The sequence below is a fragment of the Hyphomicrobium sp. MC1 genome (genome assembly GCF_000253295.1).
GTDB lineage: Bacteria > Pseudomonadota > Alphaproteobacteria > Rhizobiales > Hyphomicrobiaceae > Hyphomicrobium_B.
The window spans coordinates 2,661,744-2,688,333 of the sequence record NC_015717.1; the positions used below are offsets into that span (position 1 = coordinate 2,661,744).

The window sequence follows — 26,590 nt, forward strand, 5'->3', positions numbered from 1 at the left end:
CGGGCGAACATGAAACCGGTAACGTCGGCACCATTTCTTTGCAATGCGCAAACGCGCTTTCGGATGGTGCTCTCGTTCGAGTCATGCCCAAAAAACGCGATGCTGATGTTCTCGCGCGCACGCCTTGCTCTGCTTTTATCAAACGAAAGCTCGATCCCCTCGTCCTGTCCGATGCAGTAGCTTGTTGGCATCTCTTTGTCCGGCTTCGGAGTTATCGCTCAGCGCACACAATCGACTTCGATCGACGTGCCTCGATGAGCGTAGGGAGCAAGACTGCAAACCGTCGACGCCGATACGTCCGACCGCCCGTCGACGTAGGCGAGCAGTTCACGGATGCAGGCCTCGCGAGAATAATGTTGCTTGAAGTAGGTGTAGGCGGCATCCGCGCGGCGGCGGCGTAATTCATTGTCCGATAAGAGTGCACTGACTGCATTGCCGAAAGCGACAGGGTCATCGCAGACGTTAAGCGCCGATGCGATGTCGTCCCCCATCCCCTCGACGGACACCGTAGTCGCTACGATGGCCTTGCCCTGGGCCAATGCCTCGACGACTTTGACTTTCAGTCCGGAGCCTACCGTCAGCGGCGAAATAACAACGCTGGCTTCGCGATAGAAAGGGGCAAGGTTGTCGACGATGCCGCAGAACTTGGCTCGGGGCGCACCTTCGGGAAATTGCGAACCGACACCGCCGGCGACAACCAATTCAGCGTCGGGATTTTCGGCACGTATTTGCGGCCAGCAAAATTCCAGAAACCATCTCAGGCCGATCACATTCGGAGCCGTATTGCTCCCGATGAACAGCACGCTTTTGCCTGCGCCTGGTTGAGGCGCGTCGACTGATGCGCACACGACGGGAGACAGCAGCACGGTATGATCCGGAAGACGAGCCTTGACGTGCTTCGCCTCGATATCCTGAATAGCGATGATCGCATCGGCCTGACCAAGAAGCTGCATCTCGCTGGCTTCGTCCAAAGTCTTGACCGAGTCAGGCAGCTTGGCGTCCTTGAAGCGACTTTCTCTCACGGAAAGAAGGTCGTGCATGACGACCAGGCTGCGCGCCGACTCGCTAAGCGCGAACGGGATTGCCGGCGTGGTGAACGCATAATCGGCGATGACCAGTTCACTTTTCGAAGCGTGCCGAGCCACGTACAGAAGTTCGTCGCGTTGCCAAGGCGCGCCAATGACATAGGGCGCCGGCGTATCCCAATAAGAGAGGCGTTCCACGCCAAAGCGTCGTAGGGCGCGTGCAATCTTGGCCATCACGGCCGCAAGTGCAATGCGTGGGTCTTTGCTGACGCAGATATTTCCGAGCTTCCAGACGCCACGCAGAAAAATTTGATTGAAGACCGACATTTCCGGACGAAGACGAAACACTGGCAAGCGCCCGATGGTACCGGCGTTCGGAGACACGAGCGTTACGTCGTAGCCGTCGTCTCGCAACGCCCGGCAAATTCCCAGAACATACGCGGAGCTGCCGTTTGTCGGCCCGATGATGCGTTGTCTTGAAATCAAACAGGCCTTTTTGGTCGACTCAGACTGGCCTTTCGAAACTTGAATTCGGCGCAGACGCTGGAGCCGCGCAGCCAACGGCATCCCCAGAGCCGAGATCGTGTTGGGATGGTGGATCGCAATCTGGAGAGCTTGCGACCACGATCGAGATTTGATCGCCGTAACGAGACGATCGAAGTTCAAGGCGCGTTCGATGGATATCTGGCGGCGAGCGAACGCTTCGGCGACTTCAATGGGACAAGCCGATAGCGACGCCTTCAGACGCATGTCGCCGTTGAGCATCTGCTGGAGGTCGTCGCGTGACAAACGGTGAGAAATCGAATTCGGATGCTTGCGGTAGAAATAGCCAAGACTGTCGATCAGGCGGTATTTGGCGCCCGCAGCAAGGGCCCGCGCGATAAGATCGGCATCTTCGCCAATCTTCAGCGCCGTATCGTATATCAGGGCGTGCTTGCGTAAGAACGCCAAGTTCAAAAGTGGTTTGAGGTAGCCTGTCGCCGGAACGGTCCCGTAGATGAGGTTCGAATTCAAAAAATCGGCGAGCGAGATATAGGCCATCTGTCGCTGAGCTTTTGAAAGGTGCTCGCCAGGACGGCGTCCCTCGCCGAATACGAGCAGGTCATCGGCGCAGATATCCGCTCCGGCCTGGGCTTCCTCGACGAGCCTTTGCAGCCGCTCCGGGTGCATGAAATCGTCGCTATCAAGAATGGCGACCCAGGTTCCCTCAGCCGCAGCAAGTCCGGCATTGCGCGCAGCGGACGGGCCAGCGTTGGTGGGCAGTTCGATCAATCTGACGCGATGATCGCGGGCGGCAAAATCCCGCGCGATTTCTCGGCTTCCGTCTGTCGACGCGTCGTCGACGACGATGACTTCGAGGCGCTTCAACGTCTGCCTCAATGCCGAATGAATCGCGCCGCCGAGGAATTGAGCGCAATTGTAATTGGCGATCAGAACCGAGACGGTCGGCGCGGGTGAAACTCTAAGCATTACTTATGTCTTAAAGCCGATCGGCTTCTCCGTCCGAGGAGAAATCACTCGCCGCATAGATGCGGAAGTTGCGATTGCCCGGTTGACTATCGGTCAGCGCAGAGCATCTCACCCGCCAAATAAGCAGCCTCAGTCCTATTTTTTGCGTTAAGTTTTTTCATGATGTTACGGACGTGAACCTTCACGGTGCTTTCACACATGTTCAGTTCGTAGGCGATAATCTTGTTCGCCTTACCCTTGCGAAGCGCGTCGATGACAGCGATCTGGCGTCGCGTGAAAAGCGTGGTCTTGGGCGGCGCCTCGCGAGGCGCGGACGCCGCGGACGATTTCCGGGCCGCGAGTAGGCCGTTCACTGGGAAATACTTGCCACCGGCCATAACGAGCCGCAGAGCGTGCGCCGCTATTTCAAGCGAAATATCCGCGGGAATGAAGCCGTTAGCCTCGCCGTTGAGCGCAGTAAGGATGAGATCGACATTATTCGCGTCGGCCATAACGATGACTGGAACGTTAACGCCAGCATTCTTCAGCTGTTCGAGTTGGCTCGAAATGTCGGAGCTGCTGTCATCCATCGCGCATACGATGATGACTGCGGGCCTGACATCGGAGAGCTTGTCGAAATATTCCGCGACACTGCCGACACCGACGCCTTTTATTTCGGTTGCATTGGAAAGGCTTGAAACAATGCAGTTGCGCACGAAAGAGCGCGGCTCAATTACAATTAGCGCCGAAATGCCGGGCTGCTTCAATTGCGCGGTTTCAGACCGCGCATTCTCCAAAGGCGCTTTGTTGGTATTTGAAGGTGTTTTGCCCATCGCCAAAGGAACGACGGGCCCGGTCTCACGGAAGGACGTACGCACGATACAAAAACTCCAAACCTACCGCCACGATGAGGTGTATGACGTAGTATGGCCCACTCTCTTTTATACCAATTTTAGTTACAATTGGACCGAAAACGCAGCACCTCGTTAATAAATTCGGATTGCATTATTGGTGCCATAGTCGCAGATCTAAGCCATTTATATGCCGGCTTTTTGGTGCCATAGTGAATGCATGCTATCCAAGCTACTGAAATTGCATAAGTAAATAAGTTTTATTTTACGGCACTCTTGTTTCTTCTACCAAGGTCTTACACGCGCTCGTTTACCATTTAAATAGCGCACACCGCCATCTCCGATGGCTGATTATCAGACCACGCACGCAAAAGTTCTACAACTTACGCTTTATGATTTGTTTCATTATAGGTCATCGGATGAAGCTTTGAATGTAATTTGAATAAAAACTGTTCAGAATCCGGATGACGGGCCCATTGCCGGAATAAATGATTTCCCCCTCTTCCCCTTTTTGGACGCTACCTCTAGTTGCCAAGTATAGCGCTACACCATCGAGGACGCCGTTAGCTAAGCCGCCTGCCCTGTATTCAAAACCGCTGGGATCGTACGGATCAGGATTACGAGGTCCTTTGCAAACGACCAATCCCGCACATATCGAAGATCGTAATTTACGCGCTCATCGTAGGTTGCCAGGCTGCGACCACTGATTTGCCACAAGCCGGTAATGCCGGGGCGAGCCTTGAAATATTCGACGGCACTGTCGCCGTAGAAATGCAGTTCCTCTACAACGATCGGCCGAGGGCCGACCCAACTCATTTCCCCGCGAAGAACGTTGATCAGCTGGGGCAGCTCATCAAGGCTGGTTTTACGGAGCACATATCCGAGTGCCGTAATCCGCGGATCCTCGACCAACTTGCGCGTCCGCCGCCATTCGTCGGCTGCTGCAGGATTTGTCTCGAGGTGGCGACGGAGAACCGCGTCGCCGTTTAGCACCATCGTGCGGAACTTGAGACATGAAAAATACTTGCCGCCAAAACCGACCCTTCGATGGCGGTAAATCACATCGCCGCCAGTCGTCAGCTTGATGGCGCCGGCGAGGACGAGCAGTAATGGGGCAAGCAGGATCAAAGCCGCGAATGCGACGACCGCGTCGAACACACGCTTGAAACGGCCGCCGATAGGTGGCGGTGTCTGTTCAGGACTGGCGTTGATGCTGTAGAGCGCCCACAGGCGACGCCGCGCGCGGGTCACAGACGCTTCGCCTTCGACCTCCACGCGTCCGTGCTCGCCGGTACGAGCTAAAGTTGCAGGCAGCAGCCTTGCCTCTGAGCCGCCGCCATCCGAACGCGAAATTACCGAAAAATCGCGCGGCGAAACGACAGACATCTGGAACATATACCCCGCAAAACGCACTTATAATTTAATGAACTAGGTCTCTTCCGCTCACTCCAATTGTCAAATATTGCCCTGTGAAAGCCAACCGAACCAAAAGATGTAAGTGGTGAGATGCGCGCCTGTCGGCCGTTACGGCAAATGGCTAGGGGTGGCTAAACCGTCGCTCAGCCTTTTTGAAAGGCCCGCACACCATCGAGCCGCCGCGTTGTCAGCCTCTGGCGAAGTCTGATCAAGGGTTGTTCCAGTAATAGCCAGGATGCCGACGCGAAGAGAATGGTGAGCAAGAAATCGAGCACCACGATCCACCGATGCAGTAGCGGAATTGGCAGGCCAAAAAATTCAAGAAACGCGTTGGAATGGATCACTGGGTGGAAGAGGTAGGCGCCGTAGCTGATCACGCCCACCCAGCGGATTGGCGCCAGATCCAAGGCTCTGACCGCGAGACCATCCTGACATTGCGTAATCTGAACGAGCAGGCAGGCCGCCAAGATGCCGACTGCCGGACGGCTAAGTTCAGCAAATTCGGGATTGGATAGTAGAATTGGCGGCGACAGGACGAGTGCGAACACGATCACGATCGCCCAATCGTTCAACAGCCATCGCGGCAAAGGCCGGTCGGCAAAAAGTCCGGCCAGGCCGCCGAAGCCAAACAGTCCGATATTTACGAGCGAATTAACGTCGAAGGTAATGGGCGGACGGCGATCAGCGATGAACAAGACAGTTGCCGCAATGCTGACGATTAGCAGGGCAACGCATAATCTGGATACGACGGCGCGCGGCAGGAACAGTACGAGCGGTGCGAAGACGAGATAGTATTGTTGCTCGACGGCCAGGCTCCAAAAGTGGCCGAGATCGTCCCGCCAACCGTGACGCTCGATATAAATATTCGAATAGAAAAGCAGATTAGCCCATTGCCGCCCGGCGTCTCCAAGATCGTAATGACCGCTCGCGGCCAGGATGGCCAGCACCGCCAGCAATGCGTAGTAGGGCGGAAAAATCCGAAAAGCCCGAGTCAGATAGAAGCCCAGCAGTGCCTCTTTACGGGACGTTCGTCCCATTTCGATCTTCGATCTTTGACCCGCCAAAATGCGGGTGATCAGAAAGCCGCTCAGAACAAAAAAAATCCAAACCGCCAGCGATCCGATGCGATCTGTCACCGGCATAATAACTTTGTGGCTGACAAAAACGAGCAAGAATGCGATCGCGCGCAGGCCGTCAAAGCCCCTGATCCTTTGGGACAACACGCTCTCCGATTGGGTTAGTGGACATCGGACCCGAAGCCCAAATTAATACACCAAGTTCATGGCGTGACTGCGTTGCAATTCCCGTACTATAGGGACAGTCTTTCTTCATCGACGGCCACATCGCGTTAATGATCGTCAGCCAGCTTACGATGGGCATAGTCTTTGCACCGGGCTGGTCAATGAAGAGAAGTCGCTAGCTGGGCTAACGGGGTCCGAAAGAATGCGGCAGCAGGTTAAATCACTGGCTAAAGCGGCGGGCCTTGAACGCAGGCACGTGGCGGCGGCGCGGATGTGGGGGGAACGGAATTTCCTCGCCACGTTCGGCCAGAAACGCTTCAAGCCTCATGGCCGCATTCTTTGCTATCACTCCATCGACGAACCGGAAATGGGCGTCAATGACGTCAGCGAGCGGCAATTCCGGGCGCAGATCGAGCTGGCGCTCAAGAAGGGTTACACGTTCGTCGAGCCGTCGCGAATTGCGCGAGGCCTCGGAAGCGAACGCGATCTTGCGATTACGTTCGATGACGGTCGCCGGAGCGTGGCGACACACGCTGCCCGCATTCTTGCAGAATACGAAATTCCGTGGACGCTGTTCGTGGTTACGGATTGGACAGACCACACCAATGCCTATCACCAGGAGCGGATCGTATCCTGGAAAGATCTCGAACACTTGATGACCCTCGGCGTCGAGATCGGCAGCCATTCTCGTACCCATCCCGACTTTAGCAAGATCAGCGAGCGCTTTCTGACTGACGAGCTGTCTGGCTCGCGAAAGATTATCGAAGACCGGTTGGGGGTCGCGCCAACGACATTTGCCATTCCACTCGGCCAATCATTGAACTGGAGCGCCGCTGCGGCCACCGCCGCGCGCGAAGCCGGATATGAGATCATTTATGCGCAGGCGGAGGAGACGCGGCCCGCTTATACTGTACCGCGCACGTTCGTCACCCATTTCGACGACTCGCGCATTTTCAGTGCCTCGCTTGCCGGCGTGTTCGACCGCTGGGAGGAATGGATATGACGGCGACGACGCCCAGACGAGTGTCGGTTATCATCGGGACTCGGGACCGTCCCGTATTGTTGCGGGAAGCTCTCGCCAGCATTCGCGCGCTCGAGGGGCCGGACCTGACATTCGAGATTCTCGTCGGAGATAATGGAACGACACCCGAGACGCCGACCGTCGTTGCCGAATTCAGCGGGATCTACGCGAAAACGGACAAGAATGGTTGCGCGGCGGCGCGCAACCTCGCAATGCGGCGCGCGACAGGCGAATTCATCGCGTTCCTCGACGACGATGATCTGTGGACTCCGCAGCATATCCGACCACATATCGCGTTCCTCGACGCGCATCCCGACCACGAAGCCGTTTTCAGCCAAATCGTGAGTACGAATACTCTGCGGCAGCCAATAGGCGAGCCTTGGCCCGGCGCTCTGCCTTCCGACGGCGACGTGTTCGACATGATGCTGAGTGGATATTTTCCGCAGGTGGGAGGCAGCGTCTTCCGAGGCAACGCCGTCGCAAAATACGGTCTGATGGACGAAAGCCTCATCGGCGATTCCGATTGGGACTGGCAGCTGCGCATTGCTCGCAACGACAGGATCGGCCTCGTCAAGATGCCGTGCGTACTGTTCCGCCAGCGGGATCCTGGCTCTTTCGATCAATTGCAACGCACACGGCAGAAATACACGAAGCGCATTTTTCGCCGGCATGCTTTCCTATCGCGGCAGCCGCCGCTCGAGCGGCTTACCGCGCGCAAAGTCTACCGCGCGTATCTCGGGTCGGTCTGGCAGTATTTCGATTATTTCTGCGGCCAAGCAGTCAAGCGATCAACCGCAGGCGAATTCAAAGGCGCGAGACATGCGTTGTTCGGCGCATTTGTGACGTTGCCACATGTGACGGCTGTCCGGCTCATTCGACCAACGGCTTTGCGAGCCGCACTGCTCGCATCTGTGCTTCGCAACCGCAATCTCGCAACCAAAGAGGGTAACGTCGGATAGACGTGTGCGCCTCAAATTCTAACTCGATTGCTATCCGATCGGAAATTCGAAGTTTCCGCGCAACTTACCTGAGATCGTCTCGTAAGCGTTCCGAGGAAACTCGACCCAGAACCGACGATCCTTGCGTGCAAGCTCGCGAATGATCCATCCGCTGATACGGCGATGGACAAGACCGTTGCGGATCAGAAGATAGATTATGCCTTGACGCAGCTTGACGATCTTAGCGTCGATCACGCTTTTGGATGCACTCGTCGTGCAGAACCGCTCCCGAACTTTCTTATGAAGTAAGAGCGCGTAAAAAAGTCTGCGGATGCACTCCGGACGGTTCCAATCGAGCGCCCCGCGGTAAAGGTCCATTCCTCTGCCCCGAGCAGCCATCGGCGCTGCGGAAAACGCGACGGCTTTCGCCTTGGACGACAGTGTTAGCCAGAAGAGATAGTCCTCTCCGGCAAAGGCGAGATCTTCATCGAAACGCATTGCGCCGTGGATGCGGTTGTCGAACATCACGGTCGATGTGTGTGCGAGACAGTCCTGAAGCATAAACGGCATAATGCTGGCTCCGGAGATGTGATAAATGCCGTCATCCCCGAGCCTTGATGCGGCCTTAAGCGCGTCGATGCCTTCGAGCCCATCGAACCAGGTGCGCTTGTCCTCGTAGAAGTTGTTCGCGAAATAAAACTCCGCGCCCTGCGCGAGTGCAGCGAGTCCCTTTGCAAGATGGTGGGGGTCCCAGAAATCGTCGGAATCCAAAAACGCTACGACGTCTGCATGCCTGACTGTGTCCAAGCCGGTATTTCGTGCTTTCGCCGGGCCGCCGTTCTCACGCTTGACGACTTCAACGGAGATTTCCGAATGCCAAAAAGCTGCGAATTCTGGTTCGGGGGGCACTGGCGATTGATCGTCTGCGATCACGACGCGGACGGTCACGCCCAGCGGGATCTCCTGCGCATAAATGGACTGAATTGCGGTGCGAAGGATTCCTGGTTCGCGCTGATAATACGGGATGATAATGGCGACCTCGCTCACTGGCTTGGCCTCCAGACCGACAATGCCACCGCGCGCGTATCCTTCAACTTGAAAACCAAGCTTTCGCGGAAGAGCCCCTTTACGGCATCCTTCCATCCGAGAAACGCTCGCGCTCTCGCTACATCAATCCAAAGCTTCAGGCGCTCAGACAACGGAAACAGCCCGAGATGATGGCGCAAGATCGCAGCCTGGGGCGGCGCGAAGCCGTAGATATCCTCGAGGCGCGTGTCAGGCTCGCCGAAGTTCAGCTTCTCGGTGAAGTCGCCGCTGAGAATGGCTTCGAGATCGACAGGAGGTAATTCAAGTGCGCGCGCAACCGCAGCTTCGAGGTATTTATTCCAGCCGGGTGAGACATTGGCATCCAGCACGGATTTCTCGGTCGCTTCACCGATGCGCGCGCGCAGTTTCGGATCCGACATCAATCGTTCGAGGCTTGCGATATAATCTTGGTCGTTTGTCGATTCAACCAGTGGCCCCGCGAGGCCGGGATGATCCATGCCGCAAATTCGCGCCTCGGGGGGCAGCACGAAACGAGAAACACAAGGCAGCCCATACCCCGCAGCTTCCATCATTGATGTCGCTGAGCAGAACGGGAAGGAATCCAGATAGATGTCCGCGGCTTCAAAATAGGGTTTCGGATCACGCGGTGTCAGTGATTGAATACGACCGCCAACGGCTGCGCTCGCATCCGCCCAATCCGGCCGCTCGCCGCCGCCGACGACCATCAACAATGCATTCGGGAACCTTTTGAGCAACTCCGAGTGCGTATCCGCGTACGAAACACCACCGATCGTTCGGTATTTCTGTGCCCGCGCAACGGAGATGAGAAGCAGCGCCGAGGGATCGAGGCCCAACGCCGCCTTCGCCGCCTCCCTGTCCTTCGTCCGCGCAGTGGGACTGACGAGGATCGGAAGCAATACGCTACGCTTCTTTTCAACGTAACGGCGCTTTTCGCAGATATCGAGAGCTGCTTTCCGCATGCTGCCGACGACTTGGCTGATCGTCGATCCGATCCAGAACATGTGATCTGAGTGATTGAGAAAAAGGACAGGCGGAAAGCGCTTCGGCTCGGCGAAGGCGATCGGGGCAACGACGTCCGAATTCGGTATATGCAGGACGATGAGATCGTGCTCGCTTGCGAGCTGCCTCAGCTTTGTTACCTTGGCGGCCAGCCCGCCGGCACGGCTGAGCAGATGAATACTGCCACCTGCGCGCGAAACGGCCGCCGTGATCAAGGCGCTTGGTTGATCGTACTGCTGGGTCAGGGCGACCGAGTGTTCACGGCCTGGATCGCTTTCAATCCAGCGCCGCAACATCGTCGCGAGCCCTCCTACAGCGGTGATTTCGCCACTGACATGGAGAACGCGCTTCACCTGGTCCGGTCGCCCTGCTCTGTCCGTAGTAGGCAGAGAAGACGGAATTTGACGACCTATTTTATTCAGAATGCGCTCAATTCGCGGGCTCGCAAAGAAGCCGCAATGCATATGGGCCGCAACCCAGGCTCCCATCAATGCGTAGCCGCCAGCTGTTTCGAGATTTCCCCGCTCAAGGCTTTTCTGCGCCTTCGCGACATACGAATCGAAGATAGCGTAATTGCTCTTCATGCGCGCGATCTGGCGGTCCGCATTCTGCGCATGCCGATCCGCGCCGGGCGACGACGGCGATGCGCCATGTTCATCGGCAGTAAGAGCCACGTTTTCTATGCGCATCGCTGCGGCCCAATCTTACCCACGACTTTTGCACCCGAGTGCTGCCATTCCCCACGCTCATGCATGACGCCAAATGCATTCGACGCGAAGATGGGGTGGCGGACGTGAAATGTTTCTCCGATGCGCGCGACAACCAAGCGGCCAAATTTTTTCTCACGAACCGCAATCGTCAGCGTGTAAAGATCGGAGACGAGCTTGATCGGCGGCGTCGTCAGCTCTATTTCACCGGGGCCTGAGAGTACGCTCAAGCCGACATCGTCAGCGACACTGCTGAACGTGCTGCAGTGGACCTCGTCCGAGCGGTTGATGCCGATGCGTATGTCTGGATCTTTGATTGGATCCTTGGCGTCGTAATGTACTCGGATCGTCATGCGCTCGCCGAAATCGAACATCTGCTTGCGCTCGCCGCCTTCACCAATGAGCTCGATATCGGTGATGTCGATGGCGGGCGCATCCGGATCCGGGTGGAACCAAGGCGCAACGGCGAGACGGCAATCGGCCTCATAAAGTTTCAATCCATCGTCGGTTGGCCCGTCGAACACGACCTCGCCGTGCCGCAGATAGATAACGCGCTGGCACATCGACTTGATCGAGAACATGTTGTGCGACACGAACAGGATGGTCGCGCCCTTCCTTTCAAGCTCGTGCGCAAAGTCGATGCATTTGCGCTGGAACGTAAAATCACCGACGGCCAGAACCTCGTCGAGAAGAAGAATGTCCGGATCAAGGTGGGCAGCGACCGAAAACGCGAGACGGACGTACATGCCGCTCGAATAACGCTTAACCGGCGTGTCGATGAAATCAGCGATCTCGGAAAAGGCGACGATGGCGTCGAACTTGCGGGCGATTTCTTCGCGCGACATGCCGAGGATCGAGCCGTAAAGAAAAACATTCTCGCGGCCCGTCAGCTCCTGATGGAAGCCGGTGCCGACTTCGAGAAGTGCGCCGAGGCGCCCTTCGACGCGACCCGTACCCTCCGTCGGCGTGGTGATGCGCGATAGGATCTTTAAAAGTGTGCTCTTACCGGCACCGTTCAGCCCGATGATGCCAACGTTTTCACCGCGCGCAATATCGAACGTCGCGTTGCGCAAGGCCCAGAAATCCGGCGATGGGCTCGCGTCGTCCGTTTTGCTCCACGAGCCGAACAGGGACTTGGCGCCGTCCACGAGGACTTCCCGGAACGAGTTGCTTTTGTGGCGCTGCCCCCGCCTGTAGCGTTTGCCGAGGCCGCGCGCGCGAATGGCAATATCATTCGTCGTCATATGACGTCCGCGAAGATGCGCTCCTGGCGTTTGAAGAAGACCAAGCCGCTGACAAGTAGGGCGGCAATTATCACCACGCTGATGGCCAAGGTATCGAGGTTCAACTGGCCTTGACCGAAGACGGCCCAGCGAAAACCGTCGATGACGCCGACCATCGGATTGAGCGAATAAGCCCAACGCCATTCTGGCGGTACGAGGCTCGGCGGATAGACGATGGGCGACGCATACATCCAGATCTGCAGCATGAACGGCAGCGTGTGCTTGATGTCGCGAAAGCGCACGTTAAGCGGGCCAAGCCAGAGTCCCATTGACAGCGCCAGAGTGCCCGCCACCAGCAGAAGCGGCGGAATGGCAAGAATATGCCAGGACGGATATAGCCCGTGCCAGAACATCAGCAGAAGCAGAATGACAAAGCCAATCGAGAATTCGATCAAGGGCGCAATGACGCTTCCGAGCGGAATAATGAGACGCGGAAAGTAGATTTTGCGCACGAGCTCGGCATCGGTGACGAGCGCAGTTGCGCTGCGGCGAACGGACTCCGAAAAATACGTCCAGATCAAAACGCCTGCGAATGCGAAGACTGAATACGGCAGGCCATCGGAAGAAATTCTGGCGAAATGGCCGAAGATGATGGTGAAAATTATGACGGCGAAGACCGGCTGAATGATCGCCCATGCAACGCCGAGTATGGCTTGGCGATAAAGCACCTGGACGTCGCGCATCATCAAGACAAACAGAAGTTCGCGCGCGCGCCAGACACCACCGAGTTCCAGATCGAACAGCCCGCGGCTAGGCCGCAAGTCATAGCCCGGCGACCGTCCGCCTTTCGGCGCGCCGGATGGAACAATGGTATCAGTCGATAGAACGCTCATACGTTTACGGTGCAGGATTGCTTCAATGTTGTGATGACTTGATCTTGCTCTGCATGCGTCATCTGCGGGTACAATGGCAGAATGATGCATTGATCTTGGGCAGCTTCCGAGCGCGGCAGAGCCATGTTCACGTCACCGGAGTAAGAGGCTTCGCGATGAATGCACATGATGCCGCGACGAGTTGCAATTCCCGCGTCGAGCATCGATTGCATTACCGCCTTCTGATCGAGACCATCAGGCAGGCGTACACAATAGCTCTGCCAGTTGCTGCGCGCATATGCCGGTTCAACCGGTGCCTTGATCCCGGAATTGTCGCTAAATAGTGCCGTGTAGCGGTCTGCGAGCGCACGGCGAGCGGCGACAACTTCAGGCACGCGCTTCAACTGCTCGCGGCCGATTGCGGCTTGAATGTCGGTCATGCGATAGTTGTATCCGACGGTCGGATAGCTTTCGAAAATGACCTGAGCTGAGCCGTGCCGCACCGTATCGGGTACGCTCATGCCGTGCTGGCGCAGCAGGCGAAATTTCGCATCCCATTCCGGATTGGCGGTGGTGATCATGCCGCCGTCCCCGGTGTTCATGATCTTGCGCGGATGAAACGAAAAACAGGCGATGTCGCCGTGCGGTCTGCCGATCCGCTCCCAATTGCCCTTCCAATTGATCTCGCTGCCGATGCCGCAGGCTGCATCCTCGATGACGGGTAAACCGTGAGCAGAGGCAACGGTGATGATTGCTTCGAGATTGCACGGCATTCCGATCTGATGCACGCAGATAATCGCACGCGTCTTCGGCGTGATCGCGGTTTCGATCAGTTCTGGATCGATGTTGAAGCCGGTTTCTTCGATATCCACGAAGACCGGCGTCGCGCCGCAATAGCGGACGGCATTGGCCGTCGCGATAAATGTGTGACTGACGGTGATGACTTCATCGTCCTCGCCTACGCCAAGAGCGAGCAGCGCAAGATGAAGCGCCGTCGTGCAGCTCGACACAGCGCAAGCATGCGGCGCGCCGACGAACACCGCAAACTCTTTTTCGAAGGCTGCAACTTCTGGACCTTGCGTCGTCCATCCGCTCAGGATGACGCGGCGGACGGCGTCCGCCTCGCGCTCATCCATGATCGGGCGCATGATCGGGATCATGCAGCGCTCTTACGTTTCATCTGCCACCAGTCCACGAGGCGGCGCAGGCCTTCGTCGAGATCGACCTCGGCCGTGAAGCCGAGATCTCTTTTGGCGGCTGTCGTGTCGGCAAGGCGGCGAGATACCGGGTTCACCTTGCGCTCGGGACCATATTCCGGCTGCATGTTCGAACCCATGACCCGGAGCAGCGCGTAGGCAAGATCGTTCAGCGACGTCTCGGTGCCGCTGGCGACGTTGTAGACATTATCGGACTTATCAGACTGCAGCGCCAGGATATTGCTGCGGGCAACGTCGTCGATATAGACGAAGTCCATCGTCTGCTTACCGTCACCAAAGATCAACGGTGGTTGACCGGCCTCGATGCGTTCCATCCAGCGGATCAGAACCTCGGTATATTTGCCGTAGATGTCCATGCGCGGACCGTAGACGTTGAAGTAGCGCAGCGCGACGTACGGCAGTCCATACATATCGTTGAACGACCGAAGCAAGCCTTCGAGCATGATCTTGCTCGCGCCGTACCAGGTGCGGTTGTTGTACGGATGATGGTCTTCCTTAGTCGGAAAGACATCGGCCAGGCCATAAATCGAAGCCGACGAGGCCGTGACGAATTTCTTCACTCCCTTTGCGACGGCCGCTTCGAGAACATTGTAGGAGCCGTCGCACATCGTCTCCAGCGCGGCGCGCGGCTGCTCGGCGCAGGCCGTAATACGAAGGGTTGCCATGTGGATAACGGAGTCCATGCCATCCGTCACTCGCTGGACGGTGGCAATATCGCGAATATCACCTTTGACGAGTTCGACACGGGGGTCACGTAACGCACCGTCGACATTACCGATGGTGCCGCGTTCCAGGTTGTCGAGAATAATGATCTTCTCGGGTTTGTGATGCTGCAGAAGAAGATCAATTGTCGTCGAGCCGACGAGACCGCAACCGCCCGTTACGAGTATTCTTGAACCTTCGATCAACATGGCCTTGTCCTATCCATCCCCAAAGTTATTACGGCGCTATTATCCTGGAAATGCAAGAAGGGCATCGACAACGGCTTTCTGCGCTTCAGGCTTCAGCTCCGGATACATCGGAAGCGAAAGGACCTCGGCAGCGGCCGCTTCGGCGTACGGGAATTGACCTGCCTCGTATCCGAGATCCCGGAACGCGGGCAACAAATGAACGGGCGTCGGGTAATGAATGCCCGTCTGCACGCCTTTGGACTCCATCCAGCTTTGCAGCGCCGCACGCGACTTCGTCCTGATCGCGTAAACGTGATAAACGTGACGCGCATCGTTGCGCTCATGCGGCGGCGCATAGGGGCTGCCCTGAAGCAGATCTCGATAACGTTCAGCGGCCGCGCGACGGTTCTCCGTCCAACCTTCGAGATAGCGTAACTTCACACGAAGAACGGCGCCCTGGACACCTTCCATGCGATAGTTGAAGCCCTTCAGCTCATGTTGATATTTTTTCTCCGCGCCCCAGTCGCGCAACATGCGGACCGTGCGTGCGTAATTCTCGTTTTCCGTGACGACCATGCCGGCTTCACCGTACGCGCCGAGGTTCTTGCCCGGGTAGAAGCTGAAGCACGCAAGATCGCCGAGGCTGCCGACACGGCGGCCTTTATACTCCGCACCATGCGCCTGAGCGGCGTCTTCGATAACGACGAGGCCATGTTTCTTCGCGATCGCATTGATCGGATCCATATCGGCGGGCTGGCCGTAAAGATGGACCGGCATGATGGCTTTCGTTCGCGGCGTAATTGCAGCCTCGATCGCGTCCGGTGCCATGGTGTATGTCAGAGGATCGATATCAACGAACACGGTCTTTGCGCCGGTATAATGGATCGCGGAGACCGTGGCGACGAACGTGAACGGCACGGTGATGACTTCGTCGCCTGGACCAACGCCTGCCGCCAGGAGCGCCAGATGAAGCGCACTCGTACCACTGTTCACGCCGCAGCCGATGCTGTTGCCTGAGTAGGTCGCGAACTCGTTTTCTAGCGTTGCGACTTCTTTGCCGAGCGTAAACTGGCAGCTTTCGAGAACGCCTTCGATCGCACTCATGATCTCCGGCTTGATAGAATGAAATTGGGTCTTGAGGTCTACGAACGGGATCATCAAAGCCTACCGATGAATGTAAATGGTTTCGCCACGGCCGCGCATGGAACTGGTTGCCGCCTCGATGAGCGAAACGACACGCTCTCCGGATTGGCCGTCTGAAATAGGTTTTTGCTGCTTTTCGATACAGTCGAGGAAATGTTCGCCCTCGACGCTCAAAGCTTCCTTACTGTCCAGTTTGGGTGCCCACATGTCGCCCATGCGGTAGCCGACGCGCATTTCCTGGATCTGCCTCGGATCGTCCGTGAAGCTGACGCCCTTGTCGTAAATTTTTACTTTCTCGCTCGGCTCGAGATCGTTGTACGTGATCATTTTGCTGCTTCCGCCGATCAGAATCTGACGCACCTTCACGGGGGCAAGCCAGCTGACATTGGCGTGGGCGATCATGCCGGAGTTATAGAATAGCGTGACGTACGCGAGATTTTCTGGCGAGCCGGGAAAGTGGTTCGAACCCGCCGCCGTCACCGCAATGGGCTTTTCGTCGAGCAGATAGTCGAGAATTGCGAAGTCGTGCGCGGCCAAATCGGAAATGACGTTCACGTCGCGCTGGAAGAGGCCGAGGTTGACCCGGATCGAGTCATAATAGAACAACTGTCCCATATCGGCCGAGCGCACGATCTCGCCGACCTTCCGGATCGAGCCGGTGTAGACGAACGTGTGATCGACCAGCAAAACGAGATTGCGCTTTGCAGCGACCTCCACAAGTTGCGCGGCCTGCATCGACGTTTCCGTCATCGGCTTCGCGAGCCAGACATGCTTTCCGGCCTTCAAAGCCGCCATTGCAATGGGAAAGTGGGTTGAGACCGGAGTAGCGATAATAATCGCGTCAATCTTCGGGTCGCGAAGCAGCTCATGATAATCGGTTGTGGTGTGAACACCTGGGAACCGCGCTGCGACTAGGGCAAGTCGCTTGCTGTCAAGGTCTGAAACGCCAACGAGCTTAGCTCGCGAAAGCTCCGCAAAATTTCGAACTAGGTTTGGCCCCCAATAGCCATACCCGATTACGCCGATACCAATCATCGTACTCACGCCACCCGCTAACAAGATACCCCCGCTCCTGCCGAAGCAGAAAGCGTAAAACTCTCAATCACATTTCCGAACGATGGTCGCGGCAGGCCCTGCCACGATCGTATGGTCCGGCACGTCCTTCGCGACCACGGCCCCGGCGCCAACGAGCGCGCCGTATCCGATCGTTACGCCGGGAAGGATCGTTGCGTTGCTGCCAATACTTGCCCCTTTCTTGACGAGTGTCTTAATGACCGTCCAATCCGCCTCACTTTGCGGACTCCCATCGGGATTTGCCGCTCGGGGATAGAGGTCATTGGTAAACATCACGCCATGGCCTATGAACACTTCATCTTCAATCTCGACACCCTCACAAATGAAACTGTGGGACGAAATTTTGCACCGCTCCCCAACAACGGCATTTTTCTGAATCTCGACAAACGATCCAATTCTCGTGCCATCGCCGATTGTGCATCCGTAAAGATTGACCTGATCGGGGTGATAAATTTTAACGTCCGCCCCCAGCCGCACAGATCCGTCGATCGGCATTTCCTGTTCCCAATTTGGCAATACTTTATTAACTGGCCTTTCGACGACTCTGGCCGTCGTGGCCGAATATCTATCCGCTGAAGATTTAAAAAAGACCTCGAAATCTAAACTTAACGTAGCAGAAAACTTGCCTCCCGGATCACCTTAAGGGCTTTGCTGAAAAATTTAAGATATCTTTATTCCGTACAGCGAATAAATGGTCAAAGTCTGCGGCACCGTCTGACATCAGGTATTGCGCAAATTTTCATAAGATACACACCATCCGTCATGTCATATTGGCTCGAACATATGGATTGGGTCGGGAGTCGCTCTGGTGCGTTTCGATAATTTGCGCAGCGTTCAAAATACGAACATTCATCAGGATGACGACGGCATTCGACCTAGCGAGCTTCTCTCGATCGCTGACGTCATCTCATTTTTCAAGCATTTCTGGCCTTTCATCGCAAGCGCTTCAATCGCGTGCGCAATATTAGGTCTGCTTTATGTCTTGACGGCCACGCCAACATACACGGCAACGGCTCAGCTTTTGATCGAGACCAATCAGGCTTCTGGGCCAACCATTATGACGCCGGAGGCGGTGGTTTCTCTTGATACGCCGCAGATCGAAAGTGAGATTGCCGTTCTCAATTCGGAACAGATTGTCGGGCGCGTCGCGAAAACACTGCTCAAAGGTGACGCGAAAGCAGACGCAGCCGACAAAACGTCTCCGCCCCCTACGGCCAGCACTAACGAGCGGGGCTGGCTGTCACGGCTTTTGTTTGGCGCCCTCCCCCCACCAACGCCGGCTCAAGAAGCGGAAAAGCTGCGCCAGATCGAGCTCACCATCCAATCCAATCTGGGCGTCAAGCGTGTCGGACTTTCCTATGTTCTGGAGCTTTCCTACAGGGATCCGGATCCGAAAAAGGCCGCAGAGATCGTCAATACCCTCGGAGATGCTTACGTCCAGGACAAGATCGACGGGCGCGCAAGCGCGGCTCGTCGCAACAGTCTTTGGCTCGAGTCGCGCATTGAAGAAATCCGCAGACTGATGAATGAAGCCGCTATCGACGTACAGGAATTCAAGGCTCGCCGCGATTACCGCTTGGCTGACCGTCCCACATCCAGCGACAGCAATCTCGGACTAGATTTTCTTCCCAAACCAACGTCTCCGGCGAGCCCGGCAACGGGAGACAGCGCTGCCAAAGCGGCGCCGAAGGATAACCAGGCAGTGACGACGCCGCAGGAAGCTCCGACGCTCGAAGAGCTCGACTCCCGCGCGCTTACCTATCAGAAGATCTACGAGAGCTACCTTCGCGCCTACACAGACACCGTTCAGCGCCAATCCTACCCTTCCACGTCCGCTCGTCTCATCACTCGAGCCCAGCCGCCAAAACGTAAAAGCAGCCCAAAAGGCACGCTGACTCTTCTTGGCTCTCTCATCTTTGGCGGCATTCTAGGCGCCGGAGCGGCGCTGGCCATGTCTGTCCTGAACGAGCGCGTGCGGTCTTCCAACCAGCTTATGAGGCATATCGGAGCGCCCCTTCTTGGTGAAATCGACGATACGCGATGGCGTTCGCGCCTACCCATCGTTGGAAAGCACCTCGGCCGGCAGCAGCGACGAAAGCGAAATGCACTCATCGTCGTAAGCCATCCGCAATCGCCAGACGCCCGACAACTCGTCAAGACCGCGGCAGCCATCAACGACGCGGCCAATGCGAGGGGTGCGGTAGCTATAGGCATCTTTGGAATCTCCAAGGCAATCGACGACGCCGCCGTTTGCAGCAACGTTGCGCTTCTCAATGCGCGCGCTGGCAAGAGGACTTTGCTGATCGAGACGGAGCCTGGCCGTACAAATCTTGCAGCCTCGCTAGTCAGCGATCTCCAGTTCGATCTGAAGGACGTGATCGAAGGCCGAGCCGAACCGGAAGCGGCTATCGTGCAGTACGACATCGAGCCCGCCCTCTCCTTGCTTCTGGTCGACAAGACAGAGGCGGCCGGGTTCTGGACCCTCCAGCGTGTCGCGAAACTGAGCGAACTCATCAAAAGCCTGAGCGGGTCATACGAAAATATTTTCGTGCATCTCCCCTCTGGATCGGACACCGAAGTCGTAACGAAGGCCGTCGAAGGCGTCGTCATCGTTGCCGAAATATGGCAGACAAGCTTGGCAGAACTTGAGGACGTCGCATCGCGCATGCGAATCGTCGGACAGCCGCCTCTCGGCGTCGTGAGCGCGAAGTTTTCGTAGGACCGCCCATTGCCGACCACGTCCCAACGACACGGGCCAGCCCTCGTCGTGGCCGGCATGAGCGTCATTCGATTTGGGTGCCTTAACTGAGGGCGGTCTAAGGCGAGGCGCTCAGCTTTCGCTTTATTGCGCTGAGTTTTGCCTCGGCGACTTCGCGAGCCATATAGGGGAAGCTTGCGAGTGACTTAGAGATAGCGCCAAGCGCTCCCACAAGCCCATGCTCGCGCTTGGCATCCAACAAAATCCGGAAGTCCCTATTGTTCCGAGTCGAAACTAACAATCTTTCGAGCGAGGGCGCGTACCCATTGTGACCCAACGCAGCATCGAGTTCCGTCAGTGCGCGATAGAGTTCGGCGATGTCCTGGGTGCGATGGGAGCCGCTCAACGACGTGGGGTGTTCGACTGCGAAATAACCGCAGCCCGCAACCAGCTTAAATCGCGCGTTACTGCGGAGCGCACTGGCATACAGGATCAAATCTTCGCCCAGGCGCAGCCGTTCATCATACCGCAGGGCATACGTCTGCAGAAACTCTCTCCGCATGACGGGTTTCAGAAACCCCAGTTCGCGGCGAACACGATCCTTGCGTGAAATGTTACCAGCAATAAAGGCATCAAGGCTGAGCTGAAGCGGCAGTTTTGTCGCCGTCGGCAACAGCCTATCGAGGATGTTTCCGCCGCGGTAGTCAGCCGTGAAGAACAGATCGTCGGCGAGGAAATCCCAGTCGTCCCCTCCCGCTAAAAACAGCCGCTCAAGACGATCCGGCGCCATGTAATCGTCAGCATCCAGGATACAAATGAACGGCGACGTCGAGGACTCGATTGCTATATTGCGGGCTCTGGACGGCCCGACATTCTGCTCGAGGCGCAAAATCTTCAGCCGTCCCGATCCATCATCGGCGGATGCGGCAACAGCTGCGGTATCATCACGCGATCCGTCATCGACGAAAATGACTTCTCCGGCCAAGGATTGGCGCAAAGCCGAACTGACGGCATAAGCCGCGGTCGCCGAGGCGTTCTTGGCTGCAATTACTACCGCTGTCGATCCGACGACGCCCATCTGGCCGGCTATCCTTGGATTATTCTTTTCTCACGGACGCCCGCGAGACCACAGCCGACCTGACAGCTTTCAAATTTTGCACCGTCGCTGGTGAAAACAAGACCGCGGCTGCGGCATCCAATAAGCGATCTATCTCATTTTTAATGGGATGGCCCGTTAAATGGATCGCGAAGAACCACGAGATTGCCGAGAGAATGCCCGCGCCGACACCGATAGCCACCGGCATTTGCTCCGCTCCGTCCGCAATGATCGCCGCGAGTATCAGGGGTACTGCGCTCACGAGCGTCACGATAAAACTCTTTTGCAAAGCACGCAGAACGTCGTTTTGAGGCAATGAGATGTGTTTACTGACGAAATGAAGTGAGACTGCGACTGTATACATATTCGTCAGAACGAAGCTCCAAGCGACGGCCATCAGCCCCCAAAAAGAAGCTGCGATCTGCACGGCAACAACGACAGGCACAGTCAGGATCGCTAAAATAGCTGTCTCGCGAACTCCTCCAGCGGCAATGAGAGCGGGACGGCACAAACTGAGCGGGAAGCAAATCATCGACGACATTGCCAGCACCTGAATGATCGGAACGGTGCTGCTCCACTGCGCCCCCAGCAAAATCATGACCAACGGATGGGCGAGGAGCACCACTCCAACCAATGCGGGCCATAGAAGCACGGTCACATGCTCAATACCCAACAGGAAACTCTTGCCGAGATCGCGCCCCTCGCGTGAGTGTTTGGAGAAGGCTGGTTGGAGAACGGGGGCGAAGCCAGACAATAACGTTTTGTCTGCTAGGCGGCTGATCGATAACGCGCGCTGATAGATACCGAGAGACGCCGCACCGAGTGTCTTTCCGAAGGCAAGAAAGGGAGCGGCATCGCCAAGATGCAATAACAGCGCCCGGGCGCTGTCATACACCCCGTACCGCACGACGGGCCGCCATTCCGAAAGCGAAAACCTGTAAATTGGAAACTTCGGGCCCCACATCAGGCAAAGCCAAAAATATATGACCGTCGATACGAGCTGTGCCCAAGCATAGCTCATATAGCTGAAGCCAGCGAGTGCCAGCATGATCGTTACGACGGCATTCAAGGAACTGGTCGTCAGGCTCAGGATCGTCAGTTTGTCGAACTGAAGATTTCGGTTCAACAACGCGTAAGCCGGAGAACAGAATGATGACGTCAGCAAGCAAAACGCGGTGACATGCAAATAGGCTTCAAGCCCTGGTAGACCGTAGAATTTTGCGATTGTTCCCGCGAAGAAATAGGTCAACAGAAAAAGCGGAAGCGCGAGCATCAGCGTAACGGTGAAAACGGACTGTACGCGTTCCGGTGTCGGATCATCGACTTGAATAATGTAGGTGCCGCTGCCGAAATCTCGGAAGATGTCGATCAATCCGAAAATTGCTAGGCCGATGACCGCAATACCAAAATCCGCCGGGGTCAGGAGGCGGGCCGTTACGATGGTCGTCAACATCCCCAGTAAGAGGACGCTATAGCGCTCAAAACTTGAAAATATTAGTCCCCTGCGAACGCTCGACATTCAAATTCTCAATTGCACATGCAGGCAGCTTTTTTGACGAATGCCGTCGTCGTCATTGCAATGACATCGATAACACAGCACCATTTCTGATCCGTTATCGAATCATCGAACGATGTAAACAATCCATTCAGCAGAGAGACAATTCGCGCAATTCATTCGCACGCGCGGGATACGCCGCTGGCGAGAAAACAGCGTTCCTGATTTCCGGAAGATGGGAAAAGCGAATGGGAAAGGCCCGTATCAAGCGAAATCTATTTACTCTGTCTATTTTGAGGCGCCGACATTCCAGCAATCTGACGTCAGTTTCCTCATCCCAAAATGAAATGTGTGGAGCAACGGTGCTGCCCCACACATTTCGAAGTCTCATTTTATGACGATGCGGATCAATCGGGCCGCAGCACGTCTGCCCGGACAGGTTCCAGCGAGGCATGATCCGGCGCGGGAAAGACCGTGGACGGCACCATGCTCGGAGGCGCGCTGATCGGCGTCGTCTGGACGGACCGCTCCTGAATTGCCGGCTTTTGAGAGCGAAGGACGGCATCAAGCGACATGGCATCCTTCGACGTTGCCGGCATCGTCATGTCGACTTTAACCGTATCGCCCGGCTGCAGAAGGGTATCTTCCGTCGCGTCGATATTCAGCACGCCGCCGCCGCTTACCTGTCGCACGATCGTGTAGTGAATCTTCGGCTCCAACGATGCGCTACCGTCGGGGGTCGTACCACCTGTCGTCACAAGATGGAGCGGCGAGGCAATGGCCTGCGACTTGGTTTCGGCCAGAAGGCGCTGATTGACAGTTGCTTCCTGGTCGATCTGCTGCAAGCGCGCTTCCGTCGTCTGGAGTTCGACGGTCAGATCGTTGTCTCGCTTATTCTGATATTCGATACGAGAAATCTTGGTGCGGCTGACTTCCTGCTCGGCGCGCGTGCGATCGCTTTCGATGCGCAGCTTCTCACCCTCAAGCTCTGCCAAGTTCCGTTGCAGACCGAGAACGCGCGGTGCGGTGGACAACCCCTTGTCGCTCAGCCGCTTGATGCCTTCGTATTCCGAACGCAACAAATCAATCTGCTTTTGCTGGGAGTCGACGCGCATATCCAACGTCTTGACTTCCTGCTCAAGCGAACCTTGCAACTGGTCAAGCGCGATCAGCTGCGTTTCGTTAGCGCGCCGACGCAGATCGAACACGCTCTGTTCCTTCGCCATCACAGACGACGTGGATTCGATTGCCTGGGGCGCACTGACGGTTTGAAGTTCCGCGGGAAATGCGATGCGATCAGCTCCGCTCAGCTCAGCGTCGAGCCGAGCTTTGCGGGCGAGCAGACGCTGACGCTCCTGCTCAAGCGCCTGATAGCTACCGACCGTCGAAACGAATTCACGCTCAAGCCGCAGACCGGCGAGGGCCGAATTCCGGAACAGGCCGCCGCCGAGGCTTACGCCTTGGAGAACGTTCATGCCCGCCGCGAAGGGATACTCTCCCGACTTTTCAACGGCGCCGGTGATATAGATCGGACGGAAATCCGTTACTTCGACAGTCGTGTCCGGCTGGGTCGCGAGGCCAAGGCGGTGCATCAACTGGCGGGAGATGATCATCCCCAATTCTTCAGTCGTGTAACCGGACGCATTCACGACGCCGACGAGAGGCATCGAAATCTTGCCCGCCGGGTCAACCGTATAAACCTGATTGAGCGCGTTCCAGCTATAGACTTCGTCGCGCGAAGGGCGCCACTCGAAGACCTGGACGCGCACGCGATCGCGTACACCAAGCCGGTAATCAGCCATTGGATTGGCCGCAGCGCCTCTTTGCGCGATTACGTCACTCAGCGCACCGTCGCGCTGTTGATCGGCAGCGGCTGTCGTATCGTTGGGAATAACGGTCCCCAAGGCGATCAGCGTTGCGAAGCTGCATGCAACCGGCATCGAGGCCCAGAGCTTGAATGACCTGGACGCATTGGATGGCAGAAAACCAAACCGACGTCTCATAGCGAAACCCTCTCCGCACTCAATCCCAAAACAACCATCTCGTCCCGAAATCTTACTTTCAGCGGTCCCAATTCGGGACGCACAACAGCGCGGATTTCTTCGCCGAGACTCTCGCAACCAAAACTTGGCGAACGCCAAAAACCTTCCCACTGCACTCTACATCCTATCACGGCGCCAGTATTTCCCTAGCGATCCAATGGGATATTCGCCTGGGGTAATCCTCTCCACCAGAAAGCCTACTAAAGAGGTAGATACGCGTTAGATGCGCTTGGTGGGTTGGTTTACCGACCAAGCAGTTGAGATGAAGCAATTGATGTGCCAATCGCGCCCCAAAACTATTTCGCATGGTTAAGACCGTTCGAATTTCCGCGCAGAAATCGGCTCAGAAAGCCCGCGGCCCAGCTCATGTGCATTGTGATCGCCGCGGGCCCGATAAGGAGAAATGACGGCTGTCGGCACTCGGCCGCGAGGTACGCTCCCCACGCCATGCACACCAGCATGTACCCAGCGGGAATTAGCAACGCGATGGATCCGATGAACGGGTAAGCGGCGAGCGCAATCACGGAGGCCAGAAGGACGAACACCGGCAACATCTGGCGAAGCTTCGGCCGCATTTTATGCTTCAACAGCGTGTTCGCGCGCCCCTTGCCGTGCCGAAAGTACTGTCGCGCCAGAGATGGGAAGGACGTGCGAGGATAATAGTCTATCAGCAAGCGGCCATCGTGATAGATTTTCCGTCCAGAGGCGACGAGACGGGCATCGAATTCGGCATCTTCATTATATTGGACGGTTTCATCGTAGCCGCCGAGTGACAGAAATGCCTGCCGGTCGAACGCAGCATGATGTCCATGATCGACGTATCCGGACTGCGATTGACGGCGGTGCGCGGAGCCTCCGTTGCCCAGTCGGCTGTTCTGAGCCGCAGCAAAGATTTTCTGAAGCGGCGAGCGGCCGACGGCGCGCATCGAAACGACAACCGAGGAGCTTGCCGTTTCACGCAGCGTCGCGACGCAATCGGAAACAAAGTGCGGCGGATAACTGGCGTGGCAATCCGCACGGACCAAGACCGTCGTTCTCGGATCGCAAATAGAGGCAGCGATATTCATTGCGGCGGATTGGGTGCGGCGCGTATTGTGAATGAGCTTTATGCGAGGATTAAGTCTGGCGAGTTCCTGAACGATTGCCGGCGTGCGATCGGAACTTCCGCCATCCAAAACCAATAGCTCGTAATCATGCGGCTCTTGCGGTTGTAAAAGTGAGTTTATCGCTGCCGCGATGTACAATTCCTCATTGAACGCTGGCATCACGATGGTGGTGAACTGTGATGACACTTCCGGCAAAGACGAATTTCCCACTGTTTTGCTCAATTGAGTTGCCGGTGCGCTGCCGCCGCGACAGGGCTTCGAGACTGCAAACGCTGCATGGATTCGCCCAGTCGAGGGTGTTGTCAAAGGTTCGGGCCAGAAAATCAGCCAACCGTCAAATGCGCGTAAATCGCTTGCGCCTGAGATGCATCAAATTTATGCGTTTTTGAAATGCAGTTAATTTAGTCTCATTCGTATCCGACCGCGCGCTGAAAGGTTCGTCGTCCCGATGTCTCACAGAGGTAGCCGTAGTCAGCGATCTTAGACAGCTATTAACCAACGCCGGAGGGGACCGATGCGACGGCGCATTGCTGGCACGATTACTGCTCGACTGCACGCCAGCAATCCCGGCGATACCGGCCCTTACTTTTTTGTGCTGTTGCCGCGGACCGACGGTCTCTTCCTTAAGGGGTTCGTGCGCACTTTAGATACAGAGACATCGGCCATCACTCTCTCAAAGTACCTCATGTCAAAGACAGTCGTGACACTCCTGCTCGTCGGTTTCGCCCTTGCTGCGCCTCAAGCCGCGCTGAGCAGGGACGTTCATGGCATTGCCTGCGACGACGACTGCGACGACGTCATCGCCGGCTATAAATTCGGTCAAGAGAAAGACACGCGTGACATTTCACTCTGCTACGGGCATTCAAAGGCATTCTTTCAGGGATGCTTGAAATTCATCTATGAGGCCGGTCCCGCCCATCCGCCTCCGCCGAAGCCGAAAAGCAAAAAACTGGACGACGACTTTGATACTTCGCCGGAATGAGCCCCTTTATTCCTGCCCGAAGCGACAGCGTCGGATC

At 56.5% G+C, this 26,590-nt stretch carries 21 protein-coding genes; 4 read left to right on the forward strand and 17 right to left on the reverse strand.

From position 1 onward, the window contains the following. Positions 1-218: 218 nt before the first annotated feature. From HYPMC_RS23270 to HYPMC_RS12980, 4 genes are all read right to left on the reverse strand, one after another. Positions 219-2,495 (reverse strand): glycosyltransferase, encoded by a 2,277-nt coding sequence (locus HYPMC_RS23270; RefSeq protein WP_013948421.1) that lies wholly within the window; start codon positions 2,493-2,495, stop codon positions 219-221. A gap of 86 nt (positions 2,496-2,581) precedes the next feature. Then, positions 2,582-3,352, reverse strand: coding sequence for a response regulator transcription factor (locus HYPMC_RS12970; RefSeq protein ID WP_013948422.1), 771 nt, complete (start codon positions 3,350-3,352; stop codon positions 2,582-2,584). A 540-nt stretch (positions 3,353-3,892) separates the two neighbouring features. After that, positions 3,893-4,711: a sugar transferase gene (locus tag HYPMC_RS12975; RefSeq protein WP_157135439.1), complete on the reverse strand. Its 819-nt coding sequence runs from the start codon at positions 4,709-4,711 to the stop codon at positions 3,893-3,895. A gap of 173 nt (positions 4,712-4,884) precedes the next feature. Continuing rightward, positions 4,885-5,964 (reverse strand): acyltransferase, encoded by a 1,080-nt coding sequence (locus HYPMC_RS12980; protein WP_083832116.1) that lies wholly within the window; start codon positions 5,962-5,964, stop codon positions 4,885-4,887. 220 nt (positions 5,965-6,184) lie between these two features. Here HYPMC_RS12980 and HYPMC_RS12985 point away from each other — a divergent pair, with 220 nt between their 5' ends. Together HYPMC_RS12985 and HYPMC_RS12990 are read left to right on the forward strand one after the other, a co-directional pair. Then, positions 6,185-6,985 carry a polysaccharide deacetylase family protein gene (locus HYPMC_RS12985; protein ID WP_013948427.1) on the forward strand — a complete coding sequence of 267 codons (801 nt, stop codon included), beginning with the start codon at positions 6,185-6,187 and terminating at the stop codon, positions 6,983-6,985. Further along, positions 6,982-7,962, forward strand: coding sequence for a glycosyltransferase family 2 protein (locus HYPMC_RS12990; protein WP_013948428.1), 981 nt, complete (start codon positions 6,982-6,984; stop codon positions 7,960-7,962). Before HYPMC_RS12985 ends, HYPMC_RS12990 begins: the two co-directional genes overlap by 4 nt. Before the next feature lie 30 nt (positions 7,963-7,992). On the opposite strand, the gene HYPMC_RS12995 is transcribed toward HYPMC_RS12990, so the two are convergent. The 9 genes from HYPMC_RS12995 to HYPMC_RS13035 all read right to left on the reverse strand — a co-directional run bounded on the left by HYPMC_RS12995 (position 7,993) and on the right by HYPMC_RS13035 (position 17,629). Continuing rightward, positions 7,993-8,988 carry a glycosyltransferase family A protein gene (locus HYPMC_RS12995; protein WP_041300131.1) on the reverse strand — a complete coding sequence of 332 codons (996 nt, stop codon included), beginning with the start codon at positions 8,986-8,988 and terminating at the stop codon, positions 7,993-7,995. Then, a complete protein-coding gene (locus HYPMC_RS13000; RefSeq protein WP_013948430.1) occupies positions 8,985-10,697 on the reverse strand; it encodes a glycosyltransferase in 1,713 nt (570 codons plus the stop codon). The genes HYPMC_RS12995 and HYPMC_RS13000 overlap by 4 nt, the downstream gene beginning before the upstream one ends. Further along, positions 10,688-11,959: an ABC transporter ATP-binding protein gene (locus HYPMC_RS13005; RefSeq protein ID WP_013948431.1), complete on the reverse strand. Its 1,272-nt coding sequence runs from the start codon at positions 11,957-11,959 to the stop codon at positions 10,688-10,690. Before HYPMC_RS13005 ends, HYPMC_RS13000 begins: the two co-directional genes overlap by 10 nt. Then, on the reverse strand, positions 11,956-12,831 hold the full coding sequence (locus tag HYPMC_RS13010) for an ABC transporter permease (RefSeq protein ID WP_013948432.1): 876 nt from the start codon (positions 12,829-12,831) through the stop codon (positions 11,956-11,958). Before HYPMC_RS13010 ends, HYPMC_RS13005 begins: the two co-directional genes overlap by 4 nt. After that, positions 12,828-13,970 (reverse strand): DegT/DnrJ/EryC1/StrS aminotransferase family protein, encoded by a 1,143-nt coding sequence (locus HYPMC_RS13015; RefSeq protein WP_013948433.1) that lies wholly within the window; start codon positions 13,968-13,970, stop codon positions 12,828-12,830. Before HYPMC_RS13015 ends, HYPMC_RS13010 begins: the two co-directional genes overlap by 4 nt. Further along, positions 13,967-14,932, reverse strand: coding sequence for an NAD-dependent epimerase/dehydratase family protein (locus HYPMC_RS13020; RefSeq protein WP_024276137.1), 966 nt, complete (start codon positions 14,930-14,932; stop codon positions 13,967-13,969). Before HYPMC_RS13020 ends, HYPMC_RS13015 begins: the two co-directional genes overlap by 4 nt. A gap of 45 nt (positions 14,933-14,977) precedes the next feature. Continuing rightward, the gene (locus tag HYPMC_RS13025; protein ID WP_013948435.1) at positions 14,978-16,075 is read right to left on the reverse strand and encodes a DegT/DnrJ/EryC1/StrS aminotransferase family protein; all 1,098 of its coding nucleotides are present in this window, start codon (positions 16,073-16,075) and stop codon (positions 14,978-14,980) included. A 6-nt stretch (positions 16,076-16,081) separates the two neighbouring features. Further along, positions 16,082-17,095 carry a Gfo/Idh/MocA family protein gene (locus tag HYPMC_RS13030; protein WP_029671044.1) on the reverse strand — a complete coding sequence of 338 codons (1,014 nt, stop codon included), beginning with the start codon at positions 17,093-17,095 and terminating at the stop codon, positions 16,082-16,084. A gap of 63 nt (positions 17,096-17,158) precedes the next feature. After that, the gene (locus HYPMC_RS13035) at positions 17,159-17,629 is read right to left on the reverse strand and encodes an acyltransferase (RefSeq protein ID WP_013948437.1); all 471 of its coding nucleotides are present in this window, start codon (positions 17,627-17,629) and stop codon (positions 17,159-17,161) included. Positions 17,630-17,942: 313 nt separating this feature from the next. On the opposite strand from HYPMC_RS13035, the gene HYPMC_RS13040 reads away from it, so the two are divergent. After that, a complete protein-coding gene (locus tag HYPMC_RS13040; RefSeq protein ID WP_013948438.1) occupies positions 17,943-19,853 on the forward strand; it encodes a Wzz/FepE/Etk N-terminal domain-containing protein in 1,911 nt (636 codons plus the stop codon). A 97-nt stretch (positions 19,854-19,950) separates the two neighbouring features. On the opposite strand, the gene HYPMC_RS13045 is transcribed toward HYPMC_RS13040, so the two are convergent. From HYPMC_RS13045 to HYPMC_RS13060, 4 genes are all read right to left on the reverse strand, one after another. Further along, on the reverse strand, positions 19,951-20,910 hold the full coding sequence (locus tag HYPMC_RS13045) for a glycosyltransferase (RefSeq protein WP_013948439.1): 960 nt from the start codon (positions 20,908-20,910) through the stop codon (positions 19,951-19,953). A 19-nt stretch (positions 20,911-20,929) separates the two neighbouring features. Continuing rightward, positions 20,930-22,447, reverse strand: coding sequence for a lipopolysaccharide biosynthesis protein (locus tag HYPMC_RS13050; protein ID WP_013948440.1), 1,518 nt, complete (start codon positions 22,445-22,447; stop codon positions 20,930-20,932). A 383-nt stretch (positions 22,448-22,830) separates the two neighbouring features. Further along, positions 22,831-24,426 carry a polysaccharide biosynthesis/export family protein gene (locus HYPMC_RS13055; protein ID WP_013948441.1) on the reverse strand — a complete coding sequence of 532 codons (1,596 nt, stop codon included), beginning with the start codon at positions 24,424-24,426 and terminating at the stop codon, positions 22,831-22,833. Between the two features lie 335 nt (positions 24,427-24,761). After that, positions 24,762-25,757 (reverse strand): glycosyltransferase family 2 protein, encoded by a 996-nt coding sequence (locus HYPMC_RS13060; protein WP_244421047.1) that lies wholly within the window; start codon positions 25,755-25,757, stop codon positions 24,762-24,764. A 328-nt stretch (positions 25,758-26,085) separates the two neighbouring features. On the opposite strand from HYPMC_RS13060, the gene HYPMC_RS13065 reads away from it, so the two are divergent. Continuing rightward, complete coding sequence (locus HYPMC_RS13065) at positions 26,086-26,553, forward strand: hypothetical protein (protein WP_013948443.1); 468 nt, start codon at positions 26,086-26,088, stop codon at positions 26,551-26,553. Positions 26,554-26,590: the final 37 nt, after the last annotated feature.

Bases quoted from the DNA above. Each gene is read 5' to 3' on its own strand.
- HYPMC_RS23270 (WP_013948421.1), bottom strand. From the start codon at position 2,495: ATGCTTAGAGTTTCACCCGCGCCGACCGTCTCGGTTCTGATCGCCAAT.
- HYPMC_RS12975 (WP_157135439.1), bottom strand. From the start codon at position 4,711: ATGTCTGTCGTTTCGCCGCGCGATTTTTCGGTAATTTCGCGTTCGGAT.
- HYPMC_RS12985 (WP_013948427.1), top strand. From the start codon at position 6,185: ATGCGGCAGCAGGTTAAATCACTGGCTAAAGCGGCGGGCCTTGAACGC.
- HYPMC_RS12990 (WP_013948428.1), top strand. From the start codon at position 6,982: ATGACGGCGACGACGCCCAGACGAGTGTCGGTTATCATCGGGACTCGG.
- HYPMC_RS13000 (WP_013948430.1), bottom strand. From the start codon at position 10,697: ATGCGCATAGAAAACGTGGCTCTTACTGCCGATGAACATGGCGCATCG.
- HYPMC_RS13005 (WP_013948431.1), bottom strand. From the start codon at position 11,959: ATGACGACGAATGATATTGCCATTCGCGCGCGCGGCCTCGGCAAACGC.
- HYPMC_RS13010 (WP_013948432.1), bottom strand. From the start codon at position 12,831: ATGAGCGTTCTATCGACTGATACCATTGTTCCATCCGGCGCGCCGAAA.
- HYPMC_RS13015 (WP_013948433.1), bottom strand. From the start codon at position 13,970: ATGATCCCGATCATGCGCCCGATCATGGATGAGCGCGAGGCGGACGCC.
- HYPMC_RS13025 (WP_013948435.1), bottom strand. From the start codon at position 16,075: ATGATCCCGTTCGTAGACCTCAAGACCCAATTTCATTCTATCAAGCCG.
- HYPMC_RS13030 (WP_029671044.1), bottom strand. From the start codon at position 17,095: ATGATTGGTATCGGCGTAATCGGGTATGGCTATTGGGGGCCAAACCTA.
- HYPMC_RS13035 (WP_013948437.1), bottom strand. From the start codon at position 17,629: ATGCCGATCGACGGATCTGTGCGGCTGGGGGCGGACGTTAAAATTTAT.
- HYPMC_RS13045 (WP_013948439.1), bottom strand. From the start codon at position 20,910: ATGGGCGTCGTCGGATCGACAGCGGTAGTAATTGCAGCCAAGAACGCC.
- HYPMC_RS13050 (WP_013948440.1), bottom strand. From the start codon at position 22,447: ATGTCGAGCGTTCGCAGGGGACTAATATTTTCAAGTTTTGAGCGCTAT.
- HYPMC_RS13055 (WP_013948441.1), bottom strand. From the start codon at position 24,426: ATGAGACGTCGGTTTGGTTTTCTGCCATCCAATGCGTCCAGGTCATTC.
- HYPMC_RS13065 (WP_013948443.1), top strand. From the start codon at position 26,086: ATGCGACGGCGCATTGCTGGCACGATTACTGCTCGACTGCACGCCAGC.